At 61.3% G+C, this 16,780-nt stretch carries 11 protein-coding genes; 6 read left to right on the top strand and 5 right to left on the bottom strand.

Translation table 11 applies throughout. From position 1 onward, the window contains the following. The first annotated feature begins 150 nt into the window (after window positions 1–150). Both D109_RS0114735 and D109_RS0114730 read left to right on the top strand, forming a co-directional pair. On the top strand, window positions 151–912 hold the full coding sequence (locus tag D109_RS0114735) for a PIG-L deacetylase family protein (protein WP_026077980.1): 762 nt from the start codon (window positions 151–153) through the stop codon (window positions 910–912). A 95-nt stretch (window positions 913–1,007) separates the two neighbouring features. Continuing rightward, window positions 1,008–3,647: an autotransporter outer membrane beta-barrel domain-containing protein gene (locus tag D109_RS0114730; protein WP_017477581.1), complete on the top strand. Its 2,640-nt coding sequence runs from the start codon at window positions 1,008–1,010 to the stop codon at window positions 3,645–3,647. 130 nt (window positions 3,648–3,777) lie between these two features. On the opposite strand, the gene glgB is transcribed toward D109_RS0114730, so the two are convergent. The 3 genes from glgB to D109_RS0114715 all read right to left on the bottom strand — a co-directional run bounded on the left by glgB (window position 3,778) and on the right by D109_RS0114715 (window position 11,494). Then, on the bottom strand, window positions 3,778–6,012 hold the full coding sequence (glgB, locus tag D109_RS0114725; protein WP_017477580.1) for a 1,4-alpha-glucan branching protein GlgB: 2,235 nt from the start codon (window positions 6,010–6,012) through the stop codon (window positions 3,778–3,780). Then, on the bottom strand, window positions 6,009–9,356 hold the full coding sequence (gene treS / locus D109_RS0114720; protein WP_017477579.1) for a maltose alpha-D-glucosyltransferase: 3,348 nt from the start codon (window positions 9,354–9,356) through the stop codon (window positions 6,009–6,011). Before treS ends, glgB begins: the two co-directional genes overlap by 4 nt. A 140-nt stretch (window positions 9,357–9,496) precedes the next feature. Then, window positions 9,497–11,494: an alpha-1,4-glucan--maltose-1-phosphate maltosyltransferase gene (locus D109_RS0114715; protein WP_017477578.1), complete on the bottom strand. Its 1,998-nt coding sequence runs from the start codon at window positions 11,492–11,494 to the stop codon at window positions 9,497–9,499. A gap of 205 nt (window positions 11,495–11,699) precedes the next feature. Between D109_RS0114715 and D109_RS1000000134610 the strand changes: the two genes are divergently transcribed. Beyond that, window positions 11,700–11,858, top strand: coding sequence for a hypothetical protein (locus D109_RS1000000134610; RefSeq protein ID WP_166742161.1), 159 nt, complete (start codon window positions 11,700–11,702; stop codon window positions 11,856–11,858). On the opposite strand, the gene D109_RS0114710 is transcribed toward D109_RS1000000134610, so the two are convergent. Next, the gene (locus D109_RS0114710) at window positions 11,855–12,349 is read right to left on the bottom strand and encodes an MgtC/SapB family protein (RefSeq protein ID WP_017477577.1); all 495 of its coding nucleotides are present in this window, start codon (window positions 12,347–12,349) and stop codon (window positions 11,855–11,857) included. The genes D109_RS1000000134610 and D109_RS0114710 overlap by 4 nt on opposite strands. 119 nt (window positions 12,350–12,468) lie before the next feature. Here D109_RS0114710 and D109_RS0114705 point away from each other — a divergent pair, with 119 nt between their 5' ends. The 3 genes from D109_RS0114705 to mapR all read left to right on the top strand — a co-directional run bounded on the left by D109_RS0114705 (window position 12,469) and on the right by mapR (window position 15,826). Then, window positions 12,469–12,708, top strand: coding sequence for a DUF3203 family protein (locus tag D109_RS0114705; protein WP_017477576.1), 240 nt, complete (start codon window positions 12,469–12,471; stop codon window positions 12,706–12,708). A gap of 184 nt (window positions 12,709–12,892) precedes the next feature. Continuing rightward, complete coding sequence (ccoG, locus tag D109_RS0114700) at window positions 12,893–14,308, top strand: cytochrome c oxidase accessory protein CcoG (RefSeq protein WP_026077979.1); 1,416 nt, start codon at window positions 12,893–12,895, stop codon at window positions 14,306–14,308. A 108-nt stretch (window positions 14,309–14,416) separates the two neighbouring features. Beyond that, complete coding sequence (mapR, locus tag D109_RS0114695; RefSeq protein ID WP_017477574.1) at window positions 14,417–15,826, top strand: GntR family transcriptional regulator MpaR; 1,410 nt, start codon at window positions 14,417–14,419, stop codon at window positions 15,824–15,826. 114 nt (window positions 15,827–15,940) lie between these two features. On the opposite strand, the gene D109_RS0114690 is transcribed toward mapR, so the two are convergent. Beyond that, window positions 15,941–16,687, bottom strand: coding sequence for an SDR family oxidoreductase (locus tag D109_RS0114690; protein WP_017477573.1), 747 nt, complete (start codon window positions 16,685–16,687; stop codon window positions 15,941–15,943). Window positions 16,688–16,780 lie beyond the last annotated feature (93 nt).

Raw genomic sequence — 16,780 nt, 5'->3', positions numbered from 1 at the left:
CATAACTATCATCAGTATTCCTTGCACGGCAATCCAGGGTTGGAACGCCGTCGCGCCGCGAGCGCGCCTTGTAGGCCGCTCGCGTACCACAAGAGCCGTCCCGTCAACGGGGTACGGCCTGCACCACCGATGAACAAGGACGTGACACTCATGAAGCCTGCACTGTTAAGTGATAACCGCCGGGGCCCCGCGCAAATCTGGAACAGCGCCCCGCAACTCGCGCAAATCCCTGCCATCAATCCCGCAACCCTGGTGCCAGCTGGCGCCCGCGTGGTGGTCATCGCCCCCCATCCCGGCGACGAAGTGATCGCCTGTGGCGGTCTGCTGCAATTGCTCAGCACCCTTGAATACCCTCTGCAACTGATCTCTATCACCGACGGCAGCGCCAGCCATCCCGGTTCCACCGTCTGGCCGGTCAAGCGCCTGAGTGTGGTGCGGCCCCAGGAAAGTGTCGAAGCCCTGCGCCGCCTGGGTGTGCCCCTGCACAGCCTGAAATGGATCCGTGGCGGCTTTGCCGACAACGCCCTGGCCGCGCGGGAGCAGCAGATGAGCCAGTTCATCGCGCGCTATCTGCAACCCGGTGACGTGGTGTTCACCACTTGGCGTAACGACGGCAATGACGACCATGACGCCGTAGGCCGCGCCGCAGCCAAAGCCTGCGGACTCAAAGGCGTGCGCCTGCACGAACTGCCGATCTGGGCGTGGCACTGGCCCGTGCGAGAGTCCGCCGCAATCCCCTGGCAGCGCGCACGCAAAGTACGGCTTGATACCTGGAGCGTCGCCCGCAAGCTGCATGCCGCCCACGCTTATGCCAGCCAATTGGCGGGCGATCCGGAAATCGGCCTGGCGCCGATCCTGGCGCAGGTGCTGCTGGAGCGCATGCGCGAGCCCTATGAGATCGTTTTTTTGTAGGCGTATCAACTCGTCCATACCTGTAACTTCTGACAGTAGCGGACGCGCCCTCTGTATGGCTAGCTTAGAACCCTGGCTTGCACGGAGGGCGAATCATGAGCACACGTTTTTCTCCTGTGACGTATTTGAGCGTCTGGGGCGTGACAACGCTGCTGCTCAATTGGCCACTGCCCGCGCAAGCTGCCTGCACGCTGGTCATAACCGCTGGCGACGACACCACCATTTGCCGCGATGGCACTGCTGGCGCGCTGACGGATTTACAGGGAAACAACGTCCTGGAGTTCCCCCTCGGTGGTACCGGCATCATTGTCGGTAATGTGACCTATGGCGCGGGTAATGATCGGGTCACGATGGATTCCGGCGCGATCAATGGCGCGATCAACCAAGGTGACGGAAGAAATATTTTCCAGCTGTTCAATGGCAATATTTCCGGCACGGTGACTCAAGGCGCGGGCAGTGACATTGCGCAAATCAGCGGGGGCAGCGCCGGTGCAATCTCCCAGGGGGACGGGGTTGACCAGTACTTCCAGAGCGGTGGCACCGTCGCCTCACTGGCTCAGGGCGACGGTCATGACGAGTTCACCATGAGCAGCGGCAAGATTGTCGGCGCCTTTGAAGATGGAGATGTCGCGCTGATGACCGGTGGCAGCATCGGACGGGTCGACATGAAGCTCGACAACAACCTGTTCGACCTGAGGGGTGGAACGATCATCGGTAACCTCGTTACTGGCTTCGGAAACGATACCATTCTGGTTTCCGGAGGAACTGTCGGTGGCAACATCAGCGTCAGCGGCGGCGACGACATCATCAAAGTCAGCGGCGGGGAGATAGGTGGGCAGATCCTCGCCAGTTTTGGCAACGATGAGTTCAGTTGGGACGGAGGTGGCCTGATCCACAAGGAAATCCTCATGGGTGATGGCGCTGATAGGGGGTTCCTGTTCAACCTGACAGAAACCACCCTGGCCTCCACACCGCTCCTGGACGGCGGCCTGGGTAATGACACCCTGACCTTCGACAATACCCAATCCGCCACACCAACCCGCTATGTCAACTGGGAAACGGTCAACCTGGACAACCATTCACGCCTGACCCTGGGCGGCGACTTCAAGCTCGGTGACAGTGCTACGGGTACCGGCACGATGAACATTTTTGGTAGCGCCGCCCTACAGGTGACCCAAGGCAGCATCAGCCCCTTCACTGCCGGGCAACGTGCGAACTTGAACAACGGTGGCCTGATCGACATGACCACCGGCAGTTCCAGCGCGACCGATAGCCTGACCGTCAACGGCAACTACACCGGCAATGGCGGCGAACTGGCGCTGCAATCGGTGCTCGGTAAAGACGGCTCAGCCAGTGACAAGCTGGTGGTCAACCAGGGCACGATACAAGGTGGCACCACCATCACCGTCACCAACCTTGCGGGCCCAGGGGCCATGACCCTGCAGAACGGCATCCAGGTGGTTGAAGTTCTTAACGGTGCAACCAGCAGCGACCTCGCTTTTACCCTGCGCGGAGGTGCCGTATCCGCTGGCGCCTACGAATACTATCTGTTCAAAGGTGGCGTAACGCCAGGCACCGGCCAAAACTGGTTCCTGCGGTCCTCGGTCGTGGCTCCGCCACTGCCCAACCCTGGCGAACCTGAGAATCCTGGTAACCCTGAAAACCCCGGAAATCCTGGTAACCCCGGGAACCCTGAAAACCCGGTGGGCATCTTCCCCCCCGTTCCTGCCGATGGCACGCCAGAGCTTCCGGGCATCTTCCCAGGCGAAGAGCCCATACCGATCTATCGCCCGGAAGTCCCGGTGTATGCCGTGCTGTTTCCCGCAGTACAGCAAATGGTCCAGGGCATGCTGGGCACCTACCACGAACGCATGGGCGATCAAAGCCTGCAACGGCAACCTGGCACCTTGGCGGCAGGTTGGGGCCGGGTGTATGGCAGCAGCACACGCCAATCGTTCGCCGGCACGGTCAGCCCGTCGCTGGATAGCTCGATATCCGGTTTCCAGGTTGGCACTGACCTGTACGCCTGGACCAACGACGCTGGCCTGACCCAACGCTTCGGCTTCTTCGTCGGCCACAGTCGCCTGACGGGTGATGTGGCGGGATTCAATGGCGGTTTTCAAGGCAAGGACGCCGGCAACACCACCCTACGCGGTGATAGCTTGGGCGCCTATTGGACGCTCATCGGCGCCAATCGCGCCTATATCGATTTCGTGCTGATGGGTACACGGTTCGATGGCCACAGTGAATCCGACCGGGGCGTCAAACTCCCAACCAAGGGCCACAACGTGCTGGGGTCCGTGGAAGTGGGAATGCCGTTTGCGGTGTCTGAACACTGGGAGGTTGAGCCGCAGGCGCAAGTGATTGTCGATCGAAGCTATCTGCACAGCCAGAACGACGGGATTTCAGATGTCTCATTCAGCGCCGACACCAACGTTGTTACCCGCCTCGGCGTTCGCCTCAATGGCAGCTACAGCGTGAGCGGCATGCCGGTGCAGCCTTATGTGCGTACCAACGTGTGGCACGCCAGCGCCGGGAATAACACCATCACGTTCAATGACAGCACCAACATCAATACCGAACAGAAATCCACCACGCTGGACGTCAGCGCCGGGGCAACGTTGCAGGTATCGAGCACGGTCAGCGTGTATGGCGAGGTGGGCTACAACAGCAATCTGGACAGTAATCAGCTGAATGGGCGCAAGGGCACCATTGGAGTGAAAGTTGACTTCTAAGCCACACCACATCCCAACTGTGGGAGCGGGCTTGCTCGCGAATGCGGTGTGTCAGCCAAAAAATCTGGCACGGGTACTCCGCATTCGCGAGCAAGCCCGCTCCCACATGGGGGTCTTCAGCGCCTGAAAGTCAGGCGTCCGGCCGCAGAATCAGCACACCCAAAGGCGGCAGGTTCAACGAGAGTGACAACGGCTGCCCATGCTTGGGCTCTTCCTCCGTAAACGCTCCGCCACCGTTGCCAAAGTTGGAACCGGCATAGGTGTCGGCATCGCTGTTGATCACCTCGCTCCAGCGCCCGGCAAAGGGTACGCCGACCTTGTAAGACTCCCTCGGCACCGGCGTGAAGTTGGCCACCACCAGCACCGGCCTGCCGTCCTTGCTCCAGCGCAGCCAGGCGTAGACGCTGTTGATCGCATCGTCGCCGATCAGCCACTGGAAGCCCTGTGGCGCGTCGTCCTGGTCGTGCAGCGCCGGCTCTTCGCGGTACAGGCGGTTGAGGTCGCCCACCAGTTTCTGCACGCCCCGGTGTTCGGGGTATTGCAACAGGTACCAGTCCAGTTGCTGGTCGTGGTTCCACTCGCGCCATTGGCCAAACTCGCAGCCCATGAACAGCAGCTTCTTGCCCGGGTGCATCCACATGAAGCTCAGGTAAGCCCGTAGGTTGGCAAACTTCTGCCAGCGGTCGCCGGGCATCTTGTCGATCAACGAGTGTTTGCCGTGCACCACCTCATCATGGGAAATCGGCAGGATAAAACGCTCGGACCAGGCATACACCAGGCCGAAACTCAGCTCGTTGTGATGATGAGCGCGGTACACCGGGTCTTGCTGGATGTAGTGCAGCGAGTCGTGCATCCAGCCCATGTTCCACTTGTAGTTGAACCCCAGGCCACCCTGTTGGGTCGGCTGGCTCACGCCCGGCCATGCGGTGGATTCCTCGGCGATCACCAGTGCGCCGGGGGCTTCCAGGGCGACGACGTCGTTGAGGTGACGCAGGAAGTCGATGGCTTCAAGGTTTTCACGACCGCCGTGGCGGTTCGGCACCCATTCACCGGCCTTGCGCGAATAGTCGCGATACAGCATCGACGCCACGGCATCCACCCGCAGACCGTCGATATGGAAGTGCTTGAGCCAGTGCAACGCCGACGCCAGCATGAAGCCATGGACTTCGGTGCGACCGAGGTTGTAGATCAGGGTGTCCCAATCCTGGTGGAAGCCTTCCAGCGGGTTGGCGTATTCGTACAGCGCGGTGCCGTCGAATTGCGCCAGGCCGTGGGTGTCGGTAGGGAAATGGGCCGGCACCCAGTCGAGGATTACGCCAATGTCGGCCTGATGGCAGGCATTGACGAAGTACGCGAAATCCTCCGGCGAGCCGAAACGCGCCGTCGGCGCAAATTGCGACAGCGCCTGGTAGCCCCAGGAACCGCCGAACGGGTGCTCCATGATCGGCATCAGCTCGATATGGGTGAAGCCCAACTGCTGCACATACGGAATCAGCCGCTCGGTCAGCTCGCGCCAACTGTACTGGCGGGACACCTCGCCGACTTCGTCCAGTTCGCACTGCCAGGAACCGGCGTGCAACTCGTAGATCGACAAGGGTGCGCTGGGTTTCTGCCGTTCGCTGCGCGATTGCATCCAGTCGTGGTCCTGCCAGTCGACTTGCAGCGGCGCAGCGACCTTGGACGCAGTATCCGGCGGCAACTGCGTGGCCAGGGCCATGGGGTCGGCCTTGAGCGGCAGGATCCCGTGGGCACCGAGAATTTCGTACTTGTAGGCGGCACCCGGTTGCAGGCGCGGGATGAAAATTTCCCAGACCCCGGATGGATGGCGCAGGCGCATCGGATGACGGCGCCCGTCCCAGATATTGAAGTCGCCCACCACCGATACCCGACGGGCATTCGGTGCCCATACGGCAAAGCGCACGCCCTGGACGCCGTCGACGCTGGTCACTTGTGCCCCAAGGCAACTGCTCAGGTCGCGGTGATTGCCTTCGGCGAACAGGTACAAATCCATCTCGCCCAGCAATAACTGGCTAAAGCTGTAGGGGTCTTCAGTGACCTGTTCGCCACCGGCCCACTGGATCTTCAGCAGGTACGCCTGGCGACTGCCGAAATGCCCGACAAACAGGCCCGGCACCTGAGTCGCATCGAGGCTGCCGATGTGCTCGCCGCTGTCGCGGGCCAGTACCTGGACACTCAGGGCTTCCGGCAGAAAGGCCCGAATGAACTGGCCGCCCTGCTCGTCATCATGGGGGCCCAGGATCGAGAACGGATCATGGTGTTCGGCCCGTACCAGGGCTTCGATATCAGCAGGCTTGGGCATCACACTCAACTTTTCCTGCAGCGGTTCTTTGCTTGTAAAACTCATGACGACTCCCCACCGCGTGCAGTTTTCGATATTGGTTTCAACCCGCTGAGCAGCCCGTGCAAACCTTGCAACGGCACCGGCAACCAGCTTGGGCGATTCTCTGCTTCGTAGGCCACTTCGTACGCGGCCTTCTCCAGGCTGAACAACGCCAGCGCTGCGTCCTGGCCTTTGGCATCCTGCCAGTCATGGGCCAGTGTAGTCGTGGCAGCGTGATAGGCCTGGATAAATGCCTGTTTGGCCTCCTGCAGGTAGCGATCCGCTACCCGCTGCCGGGATGCATTGGCTTCAGGTGACTGGTCGACGCCCTGCACATTCACCGCCATGGCCGCCGCGTAATCAAACGACCGTAGCACTCCGCTCACATCCTTGTATGGGCTGTGTTTGCCGCGACGTTCAGGCAGCGGTCGCGCCGGTTCGCCCTCGAAGTCGATCAGGTAGGCATCACCTTTCACCACCAGTACCTGGCCCAGGTGCAGGTCGCCGTGCACGCGAATGCGCAACCCGCCCACCGTGGCTTTCGCCAGGTCCTGAACGTGACTGGCGATGGCCTTTTTCTGATCCAGTAAAGCACTGACCAACGCCTGATCGGCAGGGTTCAACTGAGTTTGATGCTGTTTGAGCAACTGCAACGCGCGGTCGATTTGTGCGCCCACGTGCTTGGCCCAGCCCTGGGTGTCCTTCAGGGACGTGACCTCGGGCTTGAAGGCCTTGTTGGTGGTGGGCGCCGCAAGCACCTGGTGCATCTCGCCCAGGCGCTGGCCGAGCAAGCCGGCGAAATCCGCCAGTTCGCCGAGGGCGTTGTAGTGCTGTTCCTGCTCGGACATGGCTTCGGCCAGTTCGTCGCGAATCGCTCGCTCCAGGTTGTTCTGGGTCCAGCCCCAGGCGTCGCCCTGGTTGCTCAGGTACCCCTGGGCGATCATCAGCAGGTTGTCCTGGCCGTCGGCGTCGTGGCGAATCACCGAGCCCAGCAGCGGCGAGATATGCTCGTAGCCGGCCTCGGTCAGGTAGGCGCCCATTTCCAGCTCGGGGTGAACCCCGGCGCTGACTTTTCGGATCAGCTTGAGCACCAGGCTGCCACCCACCACCACTGAACTGTTGGACTGCTCGGCCGCGAGGTAGCGCACTTCCGATTCGTCGTTCAATTCCAGCTTGGCCAACTGCGCCGTGGGCTCAAAGCGAATCTCGCCATCGGTGGAGCTGAGCACGGTGCTGGCCTGCAGGCCTTGGATCACCCCGCGGATATACGTATCGAGACTGAAAGCGTCAGTGACCAAACCCACCTGACGCACTCGCCGCACTCGGGCAAGCGCCAGTTGTTGCGGCAAGGCGCTGGTGAACTGGTCTTCGCCCAGGAAGCCGAACGGCAGCTGATAGCGGCTGACCTGCCCGGCGCTGGTGACTTCGATTTCACTGAGCAACACCGGATGCTGCGGGCTGCCGAAGCGCACGCCGTAGGCGATGTGCACGCTGTCGATCGCCGTGTCCTTGCTGGCAAACCAGCGGCGCTTTGGCAGCCACGCCGGCAACGCATTCTGTTCCAGGGTCGTGCGGCACGGCGCTTCGAGCAGCTCTTCCATGCGCTTCTTCAGCACCAGGGTGGTGAAGTCCGGGATGCTTTGCGCCGGTTCCACGTGCCAGCTTGGCATCTGGTTTTCCGCCGCGAGCACGAACCAGTAGAAGCCATACGGCGCCAGGGTCAGCAGGAAATTCAGCTGGCCAATGGGCGGGAAGGCATTGCCGCCAAGCATCTCCACCGGAACCATGCCGGCAAACGCCGAGAGGTCCAGTTCTGCGGCCTGGGCACTGCGGGACACGTTGGCCACGCAGAGGATGATTTCATTCTTGCCATCGGCGCCCACATATTCGCGGGTATACGCCAGGATGCGGCGGTTGCTGGGCGAGAGCATTTTCAGGCTGCCGCGACCGAAGGCTTTGGACTGTTTACGCACGGCCAGCATGCGCCGGGTCCAGTTCAACAACGAGTGCGGGTCCTGGGTCTGGGTTTCGACGTTGACCGATTGGTAGCCGTATTGCGGGTCCATGATCGGCGGCAGGACCAGGCTGGCCGGGTCGGCGCGGGAGAAGCCACCGTTGCGGTCGATGGACCATTGCATCGGCGTGCGCACGCCGTCGCGGTCACCGAGGTAGATGTTGTCGCCCATGCCGATTTCATCGCCGTAGTACAGGGTCGGCGTGCCAGGCATCGACAGCAGCAGGCTGTTGAGCAACTCGATGCGCCGGCGGTCTCGTTCCATCAGCGGCGCCAGGCGCCGGCGAATCCCCAGGTTGATCCGCGCCCGGCGGTCGGCGGCGTAGTAGTTCCAGAGGTAGTCGCGCTCTTTGTCGGTGACCATTTCCAGGGTCAGTTCATCGTGGTTGCGCAGGAAGATTGCCCATTGGCAGTTGGCCGGGATCTCCGGAGTCTGGCGCAGGATATCGGTGATCGGGAAACGGTCTTCCTGGGCCAGCGCCATATACATGCGCGGCATCAGCGGGAAGTGGAACGCCATGTGGCACTCGTCGCCGTCGTCGCCCTTCTTGTCACCGAAATACAGCTGGGTGTCTTCCGGCCACTGGTTGGCTTCGGCCAGGAGCATGCGGTCAGGGTAGTTGGCGTCGATCTCGGCGCGGATCTGCTTGAGCACATCGTGGGTTTCGGGGAGGTTTTCGTTGTTGGTGCCGTCACGCTCGATCAGGTACGGGATGGCGTCCAGGCGCAGGCCGTCGATGCCCATGTCAAGCCAGTAGCGCATCACCGACAGTACGGCTTTCATGACCTGCGGGTTGTCGAAGTTGAGGTCCGGCTGGTGGGAATAGAAGCGGTGCCAGAAGTATTGGCCGGCGACCGGGTCCCAGGTCCAGTTGGACTTTTCGGTGTCGAGGAAAATGATGCGGGTGCCGTCGTATTTCTGGTCGTCATCGGACCACACGTAGAAGTCCCGTGCGGCCGAACCCGGCTTGGCCTTACGGGCGCGCTGGAACCATGGGTGCTGGTCAGAGGTGTGGTTGATCACCAGCTCGGTGATCACCCGCAGCCCGCGTTGGTGGGCTTCGGCGATAAAGCGCTTGGCGTCGGCCATGGTTCCGTAGTCGCCGTGCACACCACGGTATTCGGCGATGTCGTAGCCATCGTCACGGCGTGGCGAGGGGTAGAACGGCAGTAGCCAGATGGTGTTCACGCCGAGGTCGGCGATGTAATCAAGCTTGGCGATCAGCCCGGGAAAGTCACCGATGCCGTCGTTGTTGGAGTCGAAATAGGATTTGACGTGAACCTGATAAATCACCGCGTCCTTGTACCAGAGCGGGTCTTTGATAAAGGTGGCAGCCTTGGGTTTCTTCGCCATTGGAAACTCCTGGAAAATTCGTGAGGGCCGCTGATCGTTCCCACGCTCTGCGTGGGAATGCCTGTTGCGACGCTCCGCGTCACGCTTGGGGGACGCAGAGCGTCCGGGGCTGCATTCCCACGCGGAGCGTGGGAACGATCTCAACTTACGGTAATGCGCCAGATGCCAAACGGCTGATGCCAGGGTTCGATCCGCATCCACTGGGTCTTGCCGTACCAGGTCCAGCGATGGCCGGTCATCAAGTCTTCACCTTGGGTCTGGGCGTCGTCCGGCAGGCCCATCTCCCACAGCGGCAATTCGAAATTGGCCTCCTGGGCGTTGAACGGGTCGAGACTCACGGCCACCAGAATGAAGTTGCTGCCGTCCTCGCTGCGTTTGCCGAAGTACAGGATGTTGTCGTTCCACGCGTTGTAGAGTTTCAGCCCGAGGTGCGTCTGCAAGGCCGGGTTTTGCCGGCGGATGCGGTTGAGCTGGGCGATCTCGGCAATGATGTTGCCGGGGGCCGTGAAGTCTCGCGGGCGGATCTCGTACTTCTCCGAGTCCAGGTACTCTTCCTTGCCCGGCACGGGGGCCGCTTCGCACAGTTCAAAGCCGGAATACATGCCCCACAGGCCCGAGCCCATGGTGGCCAGCGCGGCGCGGATCAGAAAGCCGGCGCGGCCGGATTCATGCAGGAAACCCGGGTTGATGTCCGGCGTGTTGACGAAGAAGTTCGGCCGGAAGCACTCGCGCCACGGCGACTCGTTCAGCTCGCTCAGGTATTCGCTCAACTCGGCCTTGGTGTTGCGCCAGGTGAAGTAGGTGTAGCTCTGGGAGTAACCGACCTTGCCCAGGCGCGCCATCATCGCCGGGGTGGTGAAGGCTTCGGCGAGGAAGATCACGTCCGGGTATTTGCCGCGCACATCGCTGATCAGCCATTGCCAGAACGGCAGCGGCTTGGTGTGGGGGTTGTCCACGCGAAAGGTCTTCACGCCCTCTTCCACCCAACCGACCACGATGTCACGCAACTCGATCCACAGGCTGGGAATCGCATCCGCCGCGTAGAAGTCGACGTTGACGATGTCCTGGTATTTCTTTGGCGGATTCTCGGCGTATTTGATCGTGCCGTCGGGCCGCCAGTTGAACCAGCCCGGATGCTGCTTGAGCCACGGATGGTCCTGGGAGCACTGGATTGCAAAATCCAGGGCGATCTCCAGGCCATGATCGGCGGCGGCCTTGACCAGGTTGCGGAAGTCTTCCCGGGTGCCCAACTGCGAGTGGATCGCCTCGTGGCCGCCCTCTTCGCTGCCGATGGCATACGGGCTGCCCGGGTCATCAGGCCCGGCGGTCAGGGAGTTGTTCTTGCCCTTGCGGTGGCTGCGGCCGATGGGATGGATCGGCGGGAAGTACAGCACGTCAAAGCCCATGTCATGGATCATCGACAGGCGCGAGTGCACGTCGTTAAAGGTGCCGTGGCGCGCCGGATCGTCGGTGATCGAACGGGGAAACAGCTCGTACCAGCTGGCGAACTGCGCGGCCTCGCGCTCCACGTCAATCGGGAACACCGGGCTGATGCTCAAATAGGCGCGGTGATCGGCCTGGGTCATGAGGTGTGCACTGTCTTCGTGCAGAAACAGTGCGACTTGCTCGGTTTCCAGCAGGCCCGAGAGTTCGTGGTGCAGCAGCATCAGGCGGTCACGAAGCTCATTGTCGCTGCGCTCGGCGGCTTGCAGGACCTGGCTGCGGCCTTCCTGCAACTCCAGGCTGACCGGTACCCCGGCCTCATGTTTCTTGCTCAATTCGTAGCGGAAGCTGGCGAACGTGTCGATCCAAGCTTCGATGCAATACTCATGCGGCCCCTGGGCGGTCACGGTGAATGCGCCCTCCCAGCCGTTGTTGCCGACATCGGTCATCACCACGCTGTGCCAGCTCTCTTCATTGCGCCGGCGCCAGCGGATCATCACTGCAAGCTTGTCGTGACCATCAGCGAACACCTTGCTGGCAACCTGCACGCGCTGGCCAACCACAGCCTTGACGGCAAACTCGCCGCCGTCGATCACCGGCGTGGTGCTTTCAATCGCAATCCTTGGCAGCAACAGTGCCTGGGACAGCGATAATGTGGAGGTTGAATCGTCTTGGGTCAGTGTTTCAGCAGTCATCGAGCATCTCCCCTTAACGCCCAGTGGACGCTCTTGCGCTTGATCCAAATTCTGAAACGGCAACGCTCTCCCTGAGCAGGGCCGTATAGGTTCCGAGCATGCTGGCGATTGAAAAGTTCAGGTGGATATGACGCCATCGGGCGGGGAATCAAATCCACCGGGCGATTGTCCACCGATAGAGCAAAGCACAAAGGAGGCCACACCGATGAATATCCCTATTCCAGCTGAAACGCCTGATCCCAATATAGATAAACCGACATTGCCGCCGACCGAACCCGACCCGGTTCCCGAGCAGGAGCCACCTGGCACTCAGCCACCACCCGTGGAGGAACCACCGACGACCATGCCGCCGGTCATCGTCTAATCCTTCTCCAGCAGCCGCACTATCCTTGGCATGACGCTGAACACCGCCAATGCCAATAACGTACTGAGCACCGCCGTCGACTCCCGCCCCATCCCCGCCGCCACCCCGATGGCGGCGGTCATCCAGAGGCCGGCCGCGGTGGTCAGGCCTTTGACGTGCTGGCCCTCTTCGTCTTCCTTGCCCTTGAGGATGGTGCCGGCGCCGAGAAACCCGATGCCCGCGATCACGCCCTGCAGCACGCGGCTCATGGCGTCTGCCTGCGAGCCCGACATGCTCGGTACCAACACGAACAACGCGGCGCCCAAGGCCACGAGCATGTGGGTGCGTACCCCGGCGGCCTTGCCTTTCTGTTCGCGCTCGTAACCCAGGATCCCGCCCAATATCGCCGCAATCAGCAGCCGCACGGTGATTTGCGTCAGTTGGCGGGCATCGCCGATATCGGCAAATTCCGCTTGCAGGGTTTCCCAAACTTCATGCCACCAAGCGTCCATGGGCGTGTCCTTGTCAGGTTCGTTAGAACATGGACAGCACCGACCGTCAGTCAGTTGCGCAGAACCATTGCCTGCGCATCCCACCCTAATCAGCAATAGCCCACAAAAAGGAGATCGATATGCCCGTACGTATCGAAGGTCAGCAATGTTTCTTCACCGTCGATGCCGGCGGCCAGGAGAAACAACTGGAAGCCACCCATGTCACTGTCGAAACCGACAGCGAAAAATCCATGTCGTTTGTGAAGTTGAACGGCGACCGCACCTACATCACCGAAGCCGAAGCCGACGCATTGACCGTCGCTGGCGCCAAGGATGGCCGTAAGCACTTGAAAGCTACCGACGGTGATTCGGTGATTTGATTAACCTGGATCAGGCCCGCCTCGAAAGCGCTGCACCCCGCGCACCACCGGGTGCAGCACATTGTCGCAGGCAGGCGCTGTCGGCCCATCTGATCCGCTTTTTATCGCCCTACCTGAGTCTGTTATGCAAACAGAGCGCCGGTCATAGTTCATCTGCCTGATGGAGGCTGATGAGCGAAAGACCATGAGCGATAGAATCCCCGTCCGAACCGTAGACGTGTTTGAGCCTGCACATCCAAAGAAGATGAAGGCCAAATCCAGCGACAACCTGATTCATACCCGCAGTTTTACCGGCCTGTTCCGCACCTTGCGTGTAGCGGGCGCAGGCTTTCTGTTCCTGGCGTTTTTCGGCACCGTGTGGCTGAACTGGGGCGGCCGGCAAGCGGTGCTGTGGGACCTGGCTGAAAGCAAATTCCATATCTTTGGTGCCACGTTCTGGCCCCAGGATTTCATCCTGCTGTCGGCGCTGTTGATCATCTGTGCATTCGGCCTGTTCGCGATCACCGTGTTCGCAGGCCGGGTGTGGTGCGGCTATACCTGCCCGCAAAGCTCGTTTACCTGGCTATTCATGTGGTGCGAAAAGGTCACGGAAGGCGAGCGAAACCAACGCATCAAGCTGCAGGCTTCACCCTGGGGCTTGAACAAGCTGGCTCGGCGCTCGGCCAAGCATACGCTGTGGCTGGGTATCAGCGTGCTCACCGGGCTGACGTTTGTCGGCTACTTCACACCGATCCGGCCGCTGGCCGAAGAACTGCTGACCTGGCAAATGGGCGGCGTCAGCCTGTTCTGGGTGCTGTTTTTTACCGGCGCCACCTACATCAATGCCGGTTGGCTGCGGGAAGCGGTGTGCATGCACATGTGCCCCTATGCGCGGTTCCAGAGTGTGATGTTTGACAAGGACACCCTGACCATTTCCTACGACGTGGCCCGTGGCGAAAACCGTGGCCCGCGCAAACGTGACGTGCAACCGGCGGACGTCGGCCTCGGTGACTGCATCGACTGCCAGTTGTGCGTGCAGGTGTGCCCCACCGGTATCGACATCCGTGACGGCCTGCAAATGGAATGCATCGGCTGCGCCGCGTGCATCGATGCCTGTGATTCGATCATGGATAAAATGGGCTATGCCCGCGGACTGGTCAGCTATACCTCGGAACATCAGTTGCAAGGTGGCAAGACCCATCTGCTCAGGCCACGACTGATCGGCTACAGTGCCGTGCTGCTGGTGATGATCGGCGCGCTGGTGGTGGCCCTGGTGGCGCGCCCGATGGTGTCGCTGGACGTGACCAAGGACCGTGGGATGTTTCGCGAAAACAGTGAAGGCTTGATCGAGAACATCTACAGCCTCAAGGTCATCAACAAGACCCAGCAACGCCAGGATTATCGCCTGGAGCTGGTGGACGGCGATGGCTTCCAGTTGCAGGGCAAGACCGACATCAGCCTGGCGCCGGGAGAGATTACCGATGTGCCGGTGTCGGTGGCGATGACGGCAGACAAACCCGCCAGCAGTTCCCAGCCCCTCCGCTTCAAGGTCACGGACGTGGATGAACCGTGGATCTACAGCGCGGCGGACAGCCGGTTTGTGGCGCCATTGAATCGCTGAACCCGAGCTTTCAGCAACACTGGAGATCAAATGTGGGAGCGGGCTTGCCTGCTCCCACAGTTTGATCTGTGTTCAATCAGCAAAATCTGTTCAACGTACTGAGCCTCAATGAAACGCTACGAAAAATTCGCCGACGACATCGCAGAACTGATCCGCTCCGGCGTCCTCGGCCCCGCCCAGCGCGTGCCTTCGGTGCGCTATGCCAGCCAGACCTACGGTGTCAGCCCGTCCACGGTGTTCCAGGCCTACTACCTGCTGGAGCGTCGCGGGCTGATCCGCGCCCGGCCGCGCTCCGGGTACTTCGTCAACACCCATGCGCCGAGCCCGTTTTCCGAGCCGGTGGTGAGTGCCCATGTGCACGAATCCACCGAGGTGGACGTCAGCGAATTGGTGTTCTCGGTGCTCGATTCCATCAAGGACCCGCAAACCGTGCCCTTCGGCTCGGCCTTCCCCAGCCCGACGCTGTTCCCGCTGCAACGCCTGGCCCGTTCCCTGGCCAGCGCCAGCCGGGAAATGGACCCGCGCATGGTGGTCACCGACATGTCGCCGGGCAACCCGCAACTGCGCCGGCAAATCGCCCTGCGCTACATGGTAGGCGGGCTTATGCTGCCCATGGAAGAACTGTTGATCACCAACGGCGCCCTTGAAGCACTGAACCTGTGCCTGCAAGCCGTGACCGAGCCGGGCGACCTGGTGGCCATCGAAGCACCGGCGTTCTACGCCAGCCTGCAAATCCTCGAGCGCCTGAAACTCAAGGCGGTGGAAATCCCCGTACACCCACGCGATGGCATCGACCTCAAGGTGCTGGCGCAAAGCCTGGAGCGCTACCCGATCAAGGCCTGTTGGTGCATGACCAGTTTCCAGAACCCGATGGGCGCAACCATGCCCGAGGCCCGGAAACAGGAACTGGTGGAGTTACTGCGCAGCCATCAAGTGCCGCTGATCGAAGACGACGTGTACGCAGAGTTGTACTACGGCCAACAGGCGCCCAAACCGGCGAAGGCGTTCGACACCGAAGGCCTGGTGATGCATTGCGGCTCGTTCGCCAAGAGCCTGGCTCCGGGCTACCGCATCGGCTGGGTCGCCGCCGGACGTTATGCGCAGAAGATCGAGCGGCTGAAATTGATGACGTCACTGTGTGCATCGATGCCGGCGCAGGCGGCGATTGCCGATTACCTGCAACACGGCGGGTACGACCGGCACCTGCGTAAATTGCGCTACGCGCTGGAAGAACAGCAAAGCGCCATGCTCGCGGCCATCGCGCGCTATTTCCCGGCGCAGACACGGGTCAGCCAGCCTGCCGGCGGGTACTTCCTGTGGCTGGAATTGCCGGAGCAGACCGACTCGTTGAAGTTGTTCCAAATGGCCCTGGCCCAGGGCATCAGCATCGCACCGGGGCCGATCTTCTCACCGACCCAGCGCTTCAGGAACTGCATTCGCTTGAACTACGGCAGCCCGTGGGATGAGTCGTGTGAGAAGGCGATGGAGACCCTGGGGAAAATTGTGCGTTCGTTTTGACAGGCTGTGAAGACAACTGACGCCATCGCGGGCAAGCCCGGTTCCCACAATTGATCGCGTATCTCTGTGGGAGCCGGGCTTGCCCGCGATGGCGTCCGAAAAGGCGCTATAACTTTATCGACCGCCCGCCAGGTCAATGAAGGTCCCGGTGGCATAGGACGCCTTGTCCGACAGCAACCAGATAATCCCTTCCGCCACTTCTTCGGCACGCCCGCCACGGGCCATTGGGATGCCCGGCTCAAGCTTGCTGACCCGATCCGGGTCGCCGCTCAGCGCGTGGAACTCGGTGAAGATGAAGCCGGGACGCACGCCATTGACCCGAATCCCCTCGCCCGCCACTTCCTTGGAAAGCCCCAGAGTAAAAGTGTCCAGTGCACCTTTGGACGCGGCGTAATCCACATACTCCCCCGGCGACCCCAGACGCGCGGCAGCCGACGACACGTTGACGATACTGCCGCCCTGCCCGCCATGCTTGGGCGACATGCGCAGCAGCGCATGCTTGGCACACAGGATCGGCCCCAACACATTGGTCCTGAGGGTCTTCAGGATGCGGAACTCGGACATTTCATCGACCCGCGACTTGTGTCCCACGGTACCGGCGTTGTTCACCAAGGCCGTCACCCGGCCCAGCTCGGTATCAACACGGTGGAACAGGCCGATCACTTCGTCTTCGATGCTGACATCGGCCCGCACCGCAATGGCCTGGGCGCCGAGGGCGCGTACTTGCTCAAGCACTCGGTGAGCAGCGTCTTCATCAGACTGGTAGTTGATGCAGATACGATAGCCTTGGGCAGCGGCCAGCAACGCCGTGGCGGCGCCGATCCCACGGCTGCCACCGGTGATGACGACGACTTTGTCCATGTGTAAGGTCTCCTGATTCAACGTGAGCTGATGGATCCAATACTACCTGCGACCGGCGGGTTTTGCATGGGCTCAGGTCAACCCGAGAAGAGG

Source organism: Pseudomonas sp. PAMC 26793, assembly GCF_000313235.1.
Lineage (GTDB): Bacteria > Pseudomonadota > Gammaproteobacteria > Pseudomonadales > Pseudomonadaceae > Aquipseudomonas > Aquipseudomonas yamanorum.
The sequence above is the reverse complement of the archived record's forward strand: the minus strand, read 5'-3'. Positions and strand labels throughout refer to the sequence as shown.

Bases quoted from the DNA above. Each gene is read 5' to 3' on its own strand.
- D109_RS0114710 (WP_017477577.1), bottom strand. From the start codon at position 12,349: ATGGACGCTTGGTGGCATGAAGTTTGGGAAACCCTGCAAGCGGAATTT.
- treS (WP_017477579.1), bottom strand. From the start codon at position 9,356: ATGGCGAAGAAACCCAAGGCTGCCACCTTTATCAAAGACCCGCTCTGG.
- D109_RS1000000134610 (WP_166742161.1), top strand. From the start codon at position 11,700: ATGAATATCCCTATTCCAGCTGAAACGCCTGATCCCAATATAGATAAA.
- D109_RS0114735 (WP_026077980.1), top strand. From the start codon at position 151: ATGAAGCCTGCACTGTTAAGTGATAACCGCCGGGGCCCCGCGCAAATC.
- D109_RS0114690 (WP_017477573.1), bottom strand. From the start codon at position 16,687: ATGGACAAAGTCGTCGTCATCACCGGTGGCAGCCGTGGGATCGGCGCC.
- glgB (WP_017477580.1), bottom strand. From the start codon at position 6,012: ATGAGTTTTACAAGCAAAGAACCGCTGCAGGAAAAGTTGAGTGTGATG.
- ccoG (WP_026077979.1), top strand. From the start codon at position 12,893: ATGAGCGATAGAATCCCCGTCCGAACCGTAGACGTGTTTGAGCCTGCA.
- mapR (WP_017477574.1), top strand. From the start codon at position 14,417: ATGAAACGCTACGAAAAATTCGCCGACGACATCGCAGAACTGATCCGC.
- D109_RS0114705 (WP_017477576.1), top strand. From the start codon at position 12,469: ATGCCCGTACGTATCGAAGGTCAGCAATGTTTCTTCACCGTCGATGCC.
- D109_RS0114730 (WP_017477581.1), top strand. From the start codon at position 1,008: ATGAGCACACGTTTTTCTCCTGTGACGTATTTGAGCGTCTGGGGCGTG.
- D109_RS0114715 (WP_017477578.1), bottom strand. From the start codon at position 11,494: ATGACTGCTGAAACACTGACCCAAGACGATTCAACCTCCACATTATCG.